6 protein-coding genes and 1 pseudogene are annotated in these 13,322 nt (G+C 36.9%); all 7 read right to left on the bottom strand.

Annotated elements, in window-relative coordinates:
- Window positions 1-1,484: 1,484 nt before the first annotated feature.
- Entirely contained in the window at window positions 1,485-2,846 is a 1,362-nt protein-coding gene (locus AC6CH4_RS24545; protein WP_498107711.1) for a TlpA family protein disulfide reductase, read from the bottom strand.
- Window positions 2,847-4,723: 1,877 nt separating this feature from the next.
- Window positions 4,724-4,888, bottom strand: a complete 165-nt coding sequence (locus AC6CH4_RS24540; RefSeq protein WP_498107709.1) for a phage tail-like protein — start codon at window positions 4,886-4,888, stop codon at window positions 4,724-4,726.
- A 363-nt stretch (window positions 4,889-5,251) separates the two neighbouring features.
- Entirely contained in the window at window positions 5,252-5,707 is a 456-nt protein-coding gene (locus AC6CH4_RS24535; protein ID WP_498107741.1) for a phage tail-like protein, read from the bottom strand.
- A gap of 1,485 nt (window positions 5,708-7,192) precedes the next feature.
- Window positions 7,193-7,987: a phage tail-like protein gene (locus tag AC6CH4_RS24530; protein WP_498107739.1), complete on the bottom strand. Its 795-nt coding sequence runs from the start codon at window positions 7,985-7,987 to the stop codon at window positions 7,193-7,195.
- A gap of 25 nt (window positions 7,988-8,012) precedes the next feature.
- Entirely contained in the window at window positions 8,013-8,285 is a 273-nt protein-coding gene (locus AC6CH4_RS24525; protein WP_498107707.1) for a phage tail-like protein, read from the bottom strand.
- A gap of 160 nt (window positions 8,286-8,445) precedes the next feature.
- The gene (locus tag AC6CH4_RS24520; protein ID WP_498107705.1) at window positions 8,446-12,342 is read right to left on the bottom strand and encodes a tail fiber domain-containing protein; all 3,897 of its coding nucleotides are present in this window, start codon (window positions 12,340-12,342) and stop codon (window positions 8,446-8,448) included.
- A 136-nt stretch (window positions 12,343-12,478) separates the two neighbouring features.
- Window positions 12,479-13,322 (bottom strand): annotated as a pseudogene (locus AC6CH4_RS24515) (hypothetical protein); the annotation flags it as partial.

Genomic DNA, 13,322 nt, shown 5'->3' with positions numbered 1-13,322 from the left:
AGATAATTTTTCGTTAGTAGCAAAATTAACAACACTGCTCATTACCAGCGAAAATCCTTTCCAGCATAAGCTTGTTTATAAAAAACCACTCCGTAAATACTACAAGCAGCTTGGTGTTTTACAGGAATATCGGCGCTAAAACTGCTCTATTTTAGGCAATAAATCTCAAGAGGCATATTTACTCAATGTAAAGATCTAAATAACCATCTACATATCAATTTACCAACTCACCCGATATGCTCTACTATTAATACATGCATTGGCACTATCGCAATATACCAACACTGTCTTCGGCGATGTGTTTTTATTCAGCGGGATACAGCATTTACCACCCGAAGACCACCCGAAGCATGACATACAACCACTGAAACCTTGAATAAGATCCGCAGTTGGCGGTTTCAAAATCTCCATTGCCACGAATCCAGGTAGCTACGACCTACCAGCACCGATACTAGTAATTAACTCCGTAACTTGTGCAGTCCTGCTAATCACGGAAATCAACACAACACTCGACATCACATACTTTCCAGCTGCACCGCGAACAATTACATAATAAATCAATACCTTCTTGACTTTAGCACATAATACTTAGAAACACAAACAACAATACAGTGATTTTTTAAAATTCTTTCATTACTCTACTATAGTTCTTTTTAAATCTTACATGCCCTTCCTATCAGGTGGCAGCTCTAATAATCGTTGGACGAAAATATTTTAAACGCATGAATAAAAACATGGATTCCATAAGTTTAAAAACACGCTTCCAATCATTTAGAACACGCATATTACCTATGAGGTACATTTCTTTTATATTTTATTTTCAATAAAGGCTATATTCCATGCGTTTAATGATAATTACAGGAATTACCCAACGCTATATATAATAGTACAAAAACACCACAAACCCAGTTTTCATACTCAACCAGCCAAGACATAAAACCATCAAAAATAAATCCACACGTCACGCTAATCAGGAATCAAGACAAAAGGCTGAAGTAAAATATCCAATATTAAGTTTGGTATTTCTAAATTATATTGATAGGTACCACACCTAATCCGCAAACAATTATTTTAACTAGGCAACATATAGAACTATTTCCAAAAAAGTGAATACTATAAGATTTTACAAACCTTCAAAAGCTACCCAGTGGCTAGTTTGTACCGATATAAAACATCCCTGAAAAACATTAAACAATACCCACAATACCTATTTTCCCAACACACAAACCATATCATTATACGATCAATCAAATACAACAAAAAACTAAACTTATAATAACCTTATTTCATCCAAGTTGTTTAAACTCTCTTTTGCACACACCATTACATTCTATCTACTCCATTTACACAAATCAATTAGAAAAATATATCCAAAAAAAAAGCAGCAAATATTTTTGCCACTTTTACAACATAATTTAGCCGATAAGATTAAAACATTTTATGACTGGGGCACACAAAACAAACTACGATTCACAACTCATAACTTAACGACTTACATCATGCATGGATAACCAAGAACCTATTTGTGACGCATTAAAAGGTTTAAGCAAAATAACATTATTAGTATCCAACAAGTACATAGTAGGGGTAACAAAAACACCATAATCCACCGCACTTTTGGCATCCCATCCTTTAAAATCACAACTTGACACCCACGGAAAATCTTGCACAAAATTGATATAAGCTATCGGATCAGTATCCACTGATACAAAAACAATTTCTACATCATACTTATGCTGCCATTCAGAATAATAATTTTTCAAATCCGGTATATCCTCTTGGCATTTCGGGCACCAGCTAGCACCAAAAACAACCACTTTATATTTGTTTCTAATATCAGTAATATTAGAAAAACCTTTAGTATTATTAGGCACCAATTGCAATTCCGGAGCCATTTTACCAGCCGCCATTTTTACATACTGTCCGTATAATTCAGCACTTTTATTATCTAACGTACACGTATTATCAGCTAGCATTTTCAAAGCAAGAAACTCAGCTGATTTAAACAAGCTTCGTTCTTCCAATCGTTTACATAAATACGCTGCAATTTCTTTTTTTAATTCCGGATAAGCATTCATGTTTTTTAATAGCACATCAGTTGCTTCGTTGACATGTTCGCTCACTTTATCCGGATCACCGTAACTTTCCAGCATTTGATAAAAACCGTTAATCAAATCTTTAATCATCCCTGAATACAAAAGTCTTGGATCAGAAAAATCAATTGTCTTGAAATCTTTTTCATTCTTAGCAATACGCTCAGGGTAATGATTTGCAGTATTAGCCATATCTTGCGCTAACCTCACCAATGATAAATAATAGACAGCAAAAGACGACCTAGGCAAAGTCTCAATAAAATCTAAAAAAACATGTTCCTGCACCTCAATTTCCTTATTGATCCATTTCTGTTTATTGACAGAATCAACATATAGAGGTTTCAAATATTTCAATCCATTTAATATTTCCTCGGACTTTTTATAGATCATTATTCCCCTATAAAGAGCAGTATTTTCAACGGAAGCAGCAAAACGAAGCGATCCTAAATCTTCAAAATTACTCCAGTCTATCTCAAAATTTTCTTTATTCAACAAAACAGTTAAACTCATCCCATCCTTCACTTTCAACATCGCAGCACCAACATAGCTTTCAGGATAAGACAAAACATAATTACCTCTGGCATCACTAGTGGTTTTCGCCAACAGGCTGTCTTTTAAAATTTCAAATCCCCATAATTCTATTTCCCTACTACTGCCTTGCGGAAAATTCCCCTTAATACTATAACCCTTCTGAGCGTTAGCCATAAAATTTATCAGAAAAAGCAAACTCAATGTTATTTTTTTTAATGTCATTATGTTCATCTTAATATTTGTTTTGTATATATTTTCGCACCAAAATAATAATTTTAAACCAACTGCAAAAATAATTATAAAAAAGCATGATCCAATACCTCTATAAGATACACAACTATCACAAAAAGTCTTTTTTTACTTATTTTATACTCTATAATTCTCTTTTATAGCAAGTCAACATTAGGATAGTTTTCTATCTACAGAATAATTTTTAGAATTTAACTAATATTCTAAATTATTTCGCCTCAGCAAATTAAAACTTATATATCAACTTAAAAACAATTGATATCAAATTCAATTATGAATTACTTATACCCCATAAAAAAACCAGAATATAACTTCAAAAAAAACTAAATCAATTATAATTATTCTTTACAATTTATCGTTTCAATGAAAATTTGATTTGAATCTTTTCTTTACACCTTTCTCCGTATAACCCAGAATAAACCAACAATCCGAAGAAGGCAATAGCAACCCGTCATATATTTCACTCAACGTTTGGTCTGTTGAATTAATCTATTTTTTAAATATTTTACCGTAACAGACAAGAATATTCATCACAGTACGTCATGCTGTTGACTTGCTCTAAATCACTAATCCCACCCCTATTAAAGTAAAAAAAATAACGATAGTCTATTACAAATATTGATTTATCCCGATCTATACACTCATTTAAGTCTGTAATTTTAACAAAAGCATTTACGACAATACTCTTTATATACTCTCTAAATTCTACCCTCTAATTTTTCCGTTCCACACTGTTTTATACAAGAAAAACGCCTAAATGATTACAAATGCAATACTATTAAGCGCCCTTTTCTTCAAATTACAACTAAAAATAACCAGTATGAAATGCAAATTTGGTCAAGTCTTTCAATTCTATCCCACCAAATAAGACATTAAAACATCATTAAAAGCCATTACTTGTATTCAGCGATCTGAAATATATTAATAACACTGTTTTACATTCATTAAGGTCATCGACGGTAGCCCTATAGTTTTTTAAACCATTAAATTTGAGCAGGTACTTTTTAACCAAACTAAAATACAACTATCATCATTATTTACATAATTCTAATCTTTAATGCATCGTACTTTAACATGATCACTATTATAACGAGTACTTAACGACGGTGTGGTGTCGGTCATCACGAGCGAACGAAGAGACGACGCGTTGTTTTCACTTGTTGCGTAATAACCCTTTGTACCTACATCCATCGGGCTGCCTAAATAAATCACTCCGGCTGACGGTAGATTCAACGTCGAGTTCATCATCCCGTAGCGGTTCTTTGGACTTACAGAGTTAACAAGAACTGTCCACTCAGCGTTGTTAGGAGTGTGATAGCCTGACGGGCACACCATTTGAGACGGCTCTCGGTCATAAAAGTTTCCGTATGATTGAGTATCGTTAATACTTGTTGCAACACGATTCGCACCCACGTTCCTATCTTTCCAAACACGACCATCCGGCCCGCATACATCATCCGATGCTAATACATAGAAATCAAAAGTACACCCTGGATTAGTATTCAAGTTAAAAGAGGTAGTGACACCTCCTGTTACAGGAGTACCAGTTGCGGTTAGCACTATATTTTGGATCCCTGTACCTGCAAAAGTACCTGTACCTCTAAATGTTACACCATTGGCTGTTGCGATTATATTGTAAGTACCCGCGGTTACAACCACAGCACTAATTGTTTGGATTACACCGCTTACCACGACACCAACTTTTAAGTTGCAACCTGTACTCTGTATGCACGTATAACCAGGTACGACTCCCGTACCATTTGCAGAAGGAGAAACACTGGAGATACATGCAGTTTTCCATTCTCTCTGCTTACGAAAATCAACACAATTGGTTGTCGTATTGTATATCATTAGCCATCTGCCGGACTTATTATAGCATTACGTTGCGTTTCGGTCATACGTGGTGGTAATAACCCACTATTGACAGAAGTGATATCCAGTATTGCCGATGCGTGAGGTGTTGTTATTCCAATACCCAGTTGACTGTAACATATAGCATTTACAAGCAAAAGCAATACAGTGATTTTTTTATATTTTATCATTTTATAGTTCTTTTTAGAATTTAATATACTTTTCTATCAAGTGGCAGCTATACAACTGCAAAAATACCACATGCCCAATTTTCACATGCCTCTAACAGGACATAAAACTTTCATGATAAAATAAAACAAAACTTAACCTATAATAGATACGAGAACTTAAAGAGATATTTTTTAGTGAATTGCAAAATCAGCAACACCACCCAATATTGATACAAATCATTTGTAAAAAAAGCTTTCGCTCAAAAAAAGCCGCAAACTTAATACTGACAACCCACTATACTTTAGCAAGTATAACCATCATAGATACCATACATATCTTAATCCAAAACTATCTAATTAGGGAAATACATAAGTGCGCTCCGATTGGCAGGGAGTACCTGCGTCGTAGACCACTCTAAATGTAGCATTACGGGTTGCATAAGGCCCCTGTTCGCTGCTCCATTCCGGTCGGTTGCTCCTCGTATTCCTCATACCACTTCCTCCAATGATATAGTAAACAACAGAATTAGGCGGATTCCTAAAACCCGTATACCACCAAGGACCATCCTGGAAGTTGTAGGTTGTCATAGCTGACACATGGGGAGTACACGGAGGCTTGCACATACTCACCCAGCCACTACCAGCATAAAACTCATCACAATTAGTCGTGGTATTATACACAATCAACCCTACGGAAGGCGATGCAATTGCATTACGTTGGGCTGTGGTCATACGCGGAATCAACAACCCTTTATTTGTAGAAGTTATATCTAATATTGCAGATACGTGAGGTGTGGTTGTCCCAATACCCATTTGACTGTAACACGTCCTACATAAGAGCATAAACAATATTACAGATGTTCTTTTTTTTTTAAAATTTATCATTTATAATTCCTTTTAAATTTTATAACATCCCCTATCGGACGACAGCTATAATAATGCAAAAATACCACAACCCCAATTTTCGCATGACTCCAGCAGGGCATAAAACTATCAGAATAAAATCATGTACTACACTTACTTTGAATACGAAAAGTCGAGGTAAAATAACAACTATTGAGTCTGTCTTTTCTAAATTACACCTGCAGGGAGAGGTAATAAGTCCAACCTACAAATGGTACATAGAACTATTTTCAAAAGAAATAAAAACGATAAATATTCATAAGAATTAAAGACGGCAATGATGCCAAACGCATCTCATAAATAAAACAGGCAGAAGAAGATGAATTTTAAAGGTGGAATAACAACAAATTCAGCAATGGAAAAAACTTCAAAACAGAGGTTGTACAAAATGCTAATACAATATAAAGTCTTTGCTAACAAGCAGAGAAGTTCATTCAAAATTTACAAAAAGAATTCCATTCTTGTAGAGAGGCATGCGGTGTTGTTGTCCCTATACTTACCTGGCTATAGCAAATGCCACAAAAGAAGACAAACAACACTACAGCTGCTTTTTCTAATTTTATCATATTATTCTGGTCTTTTAAAATTTTGTGTGAAGTTGCAATTTTTAATCATCCAAAGATATCCGAAAGACCAGGCTTACCACACCCCTATAGGACATAAAACTATCAGAATAAGTCTACATATCAAACATATTGGAAATTCCAAAAGATAAAGCGAAATAGCAACTATTGAGTCCGGTATTCCTAAAACACACTGCTAAGCAGATAAACTTGAGCCGCAAATAATTAACTCAACCAATGGCTACATAGAGCTATTTCAAATCTATCATAAATAAAATAGGCAGAAGAAGATAAATTTTAAAGGTGGAATAACAACAAATTCAGCAATGAAAAAAACTTCAAAACAGAGGTTGTACAAAAAGCTAATGCAATATAAAGCCTTTACTAACAAGCAGAGAAATTCATTCAAAATTCACAAAAAGAATTCCATTCTTGTAGTTGTTCAAAATAAAGCCGACAGCTATTTACCCAAAGACATTAATAACAAAGAATAATACACCAATACAAGCATCTTTGCCATAAGTCCCAAAAATAGTACCTAGTCATTATACTCTATTTTCCTTAGGGCTATTGTCCCGCTTTAACCGTATAGGAAGCGGCTTTAGAACATTTACTACGCATAAAAAAGAAGATTTTCATTAGTTACAAATAATGGCATTAATCTAATACCACCGTAAACTCTTTACAACAAAGACATACCCATAAAAAATCAGCCAAAAAATGCTGCAGGGGTTATTTAGTGTTTTACAAGGTTACCGCCGGTAACCTTGTAAAGTTTTTAGATCATAGGTCTGAGCAGGTACTATTTAGCCAACCCAAAACCTTCAATAAATTAATAATTTAATGTATAAGTATAAGATGCGGCAGCGTTGCATGCGTCGGCTGCACGAGATAGACGCACAGTCAGTGTTGCTGAGTTATTGTAGTTACGTAAGTTTGATGGTGTCCAAGCTGGCAAACCACACGGTGGCTCAAGAAAGGCGCTCGCCAACGTAGTCCAACCCGCGCCCGACCATGTTTCGAGTGTCCAATTATAAGGCACCCAATAATAGTGTTGTCCATTTCTACTCCAAATGCAGCCCGGACCCGGATCGGGCCACGGCGTAATCGCGGTCGCATACGCTGCGACCACGGCTGATTTGCGGAAACTCCCATCGGGTGCGGTGACTACACAATGATAATCGCTACGACCTAGCCACGGGACTTTTGACACTGTTAGCTCGTGCGTGGATGAACCTGACACTACGGCGTCATCGGACAACGCCACGTTATTTCTATACCAACGGTATGTCAAATCCGTCCCGGTGGCTGTCAGATACATGGTTTGCGTTCCGCAACCCACAAGCACCCCTGTCGGGGATACGGGTTCTACGGTTATAGCGAAACACATATCAATCCACCTACTACCTGTATACATGTCATTACAATTGGTTGTTATATTATAGACTAGTAACCCCGCGACTGGTGACGTTATTACATTCCGCTGTGTCGTAGTCAGACGCGGGATCAATAGCCCTTTATTCGTAGAAGTGATGTCTAGTATCGCCGATGCATGCGGTGTTGTGGTACCAATCCCAATCTGACTGTAGCTCAGTACTCCGCATAGCAGCGTAAAGAATAAAATCATTATTTTTTTTTTCATATTGAAAAAATTAATTTGTTGTACCTGTACACACGTTATACCAGCCAGTATTGTTCCTGAATTCAACACAATTGGTGGTTGTATTATAAATCATCAAACCAGGTGTAGGTGATGGGATGGCATTGCGCTGCGCAGTGGTCATTCTCGGCAGTAATAAGCCCTTGTTTGTCGATGTCACATCTAACGCTGCAGATGCATGTGGGGTTACTGTCCCCACCCCGGATTGGCCATAGGATACCCCACAAGCCAATATAAAAAATAATATTGCTAATTTATTTTTCATAATTAAAGTTATTTTATAATTTAAAATTCTAATTTGATAACGTATAAAATAGTACACTCAGATGACAAACACATGTTATCTAATATATAACATAGTCAATTAAGAATATTTATTAAAATACTAAGGATAACTTAGTTATAAGTTATCCTGTATTTTAAAACTATTTTTTTATAGCATTCAAAATTACATCAATCTGTTGCTGTTGTTTCTCGATTTGTGCTTTTTGTATTTCTATCTGCAATTGTTGTTCCTGAATTGCTTTTGTTAGAATTGGAATAATCTCTATATAATTAATACTCAAAATTTTATCGGTATCTTTACCTTCTTTTACCAAATCCGGCAATACTTTTTGCACTTCCTGAGCAATAAAACCTTCTTCCTTTATTGTATATTCTGAACTATTCAATTCCACTTTCTTTTCATAAGTCACAGGACGTAAAGCATTAATTGTTTTTACTCCGTTGTCTAAATTTTTTATATTTCTTTTCAAACGTACATCAGACGTAGTTAAAATAGCTGCTGCTTTAATATTACCGGCAACATCCAGTTTTTCTGTTGGAGTTACAGTACCTATACCCACATTACCATCATCCTTTATAGTCATAACACGTCTTTGTGCACTAATAGTATTACCCCATGTTAAAAAATGAATATTACCCCCATTTCCTGTATTACGAGTACCTACTTCTAATTCCATCCCAGTAAAACCATCAGCTCCATTACCAGATTTATTTCCGATAAACCTTGATCCACGTTCTAAAACATCATGCTGGTTATTACTTTTATGAAAACTTGTATATAAATTCCCGTTAACGTCTAGAGGTGAGTAAGGTTCTATTGTAGCGATACCAACTCTCCCGTTACCTAGCCATGTCATCACATCAACTTCAGGAGCAGATACGGCGCCATTACTTAACTTTAAATCAAGACGACTTTGCGCGCTTGTTGATGTACCATACGAACCTAAATTAAAATCAGCAATTACATTATATTTCTGACCACTCACTCCTGGTCTAGTCCAACGCTCAATATTTACCGGAGTAACACTTGCTGTTCCTACACTTTCACCACTAACTTGCATACTACCTGTAGCTCTAGGATCAACAACCGTTAATTTTTTATTCAATTCCACTTTCAAACCTGCAGGATGAACCGCTCTCGTTGCATCTGTACCGGTTGTCGTCTCGTCAGCTGTTGCCAATTCTACTATCCCCTTTGCCGTTTCTGTTGCATCAGCTATCGTAGTTGTCGGTATAGCCCAAGAAGCGAGACCCGCTGCGTCTGATGTTAATACTTTTCCAACACCAGGTGTACCACCCGATATTTTAATAGTACCAGCAACATCTAGTTTTGCAGCTGGTGAAGTTGTACCAATACCTACATTTCTTTCTACGATAGTCATTGTTTCTGTACCTGTCCCACTACCACCAGTAGGTTGTGAATAAAAACGAATAGACTTTCCTGCTCCACCACTATAATTAAAATACGAATCTCCCTTTGAACTTATTATCAAAGCTTCAGAAGTATTAGTTCTTATCCATGAACCTGATGTTTGATCTGGAGCACTAGTTCCTGCAAGAATTTTTAAACCAGCAACCTCTACATTTCCAGTAAATGTGGCACCTGTTAAATTTGCTTTTTTATTCAATTCCACTTTCAATCCCGCAGGATGAACTGCTCTTGTTGCATCAGTACCGGTTGTAGTCTCTGCAGCTGTTGCCAATTCTACTATACCACTAACGGTTTCTGATGCTGAAACTACAGCAGGAATCGCAGTAATTTTTGCATTTACATATGCTGTCGTAGCGAGTTTTGTCGAATTGTCTGCCACTGCTTGTGTTACCCCAATAGTACCTGTAGGCAAAGTTGGAGTTCCTGTAAATGTTGGCGAAGTAAGATTTGCTTTTTTATCCAACTCCACTTTCAATCCCGCTGGGTGAACTGCTCTTGTTGCATCAGTACCGGTTGTAGTCTCTGCAGCTGTTGCCAATTCTACTATACCACTTACGGTTTCTGATGCTGAAACTACAGCAGGAGTCGCAGCAATTTTTGCATTTACATATGCTGTCGTAGCGAGTTTTGTCGAATTGTCTGCCACTGCCTGTGTTACCCCAATAGTACCTGTAGGCAAAGTTGGTGTTCCTGTAAATGTTGGTGAAGCAAGATTTGCTTTCAACCCTAAAGCTGTATTCATAGTAGTTGTATCCGCTTTTAAAGCCACAGACTCAACAGTTGCTTTTTTATCCAACTCCACTTTCAATCCCGCTGGATGAACAGCTCTTGTATTATCCGTACCTATAGTAGTTTCCGCAGCTGTTGCCAATTCTACTACCCCCTTTGCCGTTTCTGTAGCATCAGCTATCGTAGGTAATGCTGCCGGTGTAGTCCAGGAAGCCAGGCCCGCTTCATCAGATGTTAATACTTTTCCAATACCAGGTGTACCACCGGATATTTTAATTGTACCTGCCACATCTAATTTTGCAGCCGGTATTGTTGTACCAATACCTACATTGCCATTTCCTAACCAAGTCATCGCTGTCATATCACCCACCACTGAATTCCCATTTGACAATTTCAAATCGAAACGAGTCTGTGCACCTAAGGTAGCAGCATAAGACCCTACAGCAAACTCTGCTCCTGCAGGCCATTTTGTGCCATTTATTCCCAAACGACTGAAACGCTGAATAACTTTAGGTTCAAAATTTGTTGGCCCTAATAGTGACGAACCATCAACAATATCAAGCTTTGCTACTGGATTTTGTGTACCAATACCGACATTCTGATCATTATAATTTAAAGCTAAAACAGGTTCCCAATTTCCTGGGTCATTTGATATTGCAGCATCAGCACCACGTCTAAATAAAAGAGATCCTCCTCCAACATCAAATTTATTCATAATATTCCAATAGTGGGTTTTTCCTCCACTTGTAGACGGAATGTTAAAAAAATTATGCTGATTCCCACCTGCCGGATTCGTTTGACCAAAATTTAACCCCCCAGCAATTCTAACCTCACCATTCACATGTAATCTACTTGTCGGGTCAGTAATACCAATACCAACATTCGCATTATCCTTTATAGTCATAACACGTCTTTGTGCACTAATAGTATTACCCCATGTCAAAAAATGAATATTACCCCCATTTCCTGTATTACGAGTACCTACTTCTAATTCCATCCCAGTAAAACCATCAACTCCATTACCAGATTTATTTCCGATAAACCTTGATCCACGTTCTAAAACATCATGCTGGTTATTGCTTTTATGAAAACTTGTATATAAATTCCCGTTAACGTCTAGAGGAGAATAAGGAGCTATTGTACCGATACCAACGTTTCCACCTGCCATGATGCGCATTCTCTCCAGATTATTTGATTTAAATGGTAAATCAAAATTACCTGTAGTACCCAGATAACTAGCTTCTGTCCCAGTATTCCCTGCAAGACCCCAACCTTTTGTAGCTTCCACAAATGCAGTAGTAGCCACCTGCGTTGTATTTGTACCTGCCACTGCTGTTGGCGCTGTTGGTGTGCCAGTAAATGCTGGTGAAGCCAGATTTGCCTTTTTATTCAGTTCAACTTTTAATCCGGCAGGATGAACTGCTCTTAATGCATCTGTACCTGCAGTTGTCTCAGCAGCTGTCGCCAATTCCACCTTACCTTTTACTAACTCCGTAGCATCAGGAACTGCAGAAGCCGTAATATTTGCCTTAACAAATGCTGTTGTAGCCAATTTTGTTGAATCGTCCCCAGCTGTCTGCGTCACCCCAATAGTACCTGTTGGCAAAGTTGGAGTACCCGTAAAAACAGGCGAAGCAAGGTTTGCTTTTTTGTCCAATTCCGCTTTCAATCCAGCTGGATGAACTGCTTTTGTTGAAATTAAACCTAATTGAATATCAGCCCCTGTAGCAAATTGCACAATACCTTTTGCTAATTCTGTACCATCAACAATAGGAGTATAAATTACCTTCTCTCCTGAAACAGTCGCTACAGTCTTTGTCTGCGCTATCATTGCCCCACCACTAAGTATAAGCGATAAGCATATAATTTTTTTCATATCAAATTAAATATTATACATTCGTAATATTATTCATTCAAAAAACATTACGAATGTAGTAAATTTTACCATGTTAATTTAAAATTTTCAAAAAAAAATGTAAAAAACATTTAATTGTAATTGAAAATACTTTGAATTATCTAAAATAATCAATAGCAACAACATCTCCTATAGCTAAAGAATATGTGTCATTTTTTGTTGAGTCATAAGTTGCAGTACTTCCTGTAACGGATATTGCATCATTTGGAATCCTAACTCCATTGATATACAACTTAATAGACGTACCTACGGATGGAGCTGATAATGCAAAAGTACTTTGACCTCCTGATGCTATAAACTCCTGTATTACTTGTGTAGAACCTAAAATAGGAGTCAAATCCAGAGCCCCAGCCGCTACACCATTTACCGTTGTTACTAAACTATTTCCTGTCAAATTGTTCACAACCGTATTTACCGCAGGTGCCGTTTGAGATACACCATTTACAACACTTGTAATTGTATTATCAACACTAGACAACGCATTAGTAGTTGCAGCAGTTACTGCACTTGAGATATCTACCCCTGTAGCAGCAACTCCATTTACAGTAGTAACTAAGTCTGTACCATTCACAATATTACTAACAGTTGTCGCAGCCGTTAAAGCAGTTGTAATATCTACTGGTGCAGCATCTACCCCGTTTACTGTAGTGATTAAATCTGTACCTGTAAAAGCATTGGCAACTGTAGTTGCAGCAGCCAAAGCCGGAGCTAAATCTACTTCTGCACCTGTTACCCCATTTACTGTAGTTGTTAACTTATCACCATTCAAAGTATTACTAACCGATGTTGCAGCTATTAAAGCACTTGTTATATCTACCGGTGCAGCATCTACCCCGTTTACTGTAGTAATTAAATCTGTACCTGTAAAAGCATTAGCAACTGTAGTTGCAGCAGCCAAAGCTGGAGCTAAATCTACTTCTGCACCTGTTACCCCATTTACT

The organism is Flavobacterium sp. GQ95 (assembly GCF_059758655.1).
This window is presented reverse-complemented; position numbering and strand designations above follow the sequence as displayed.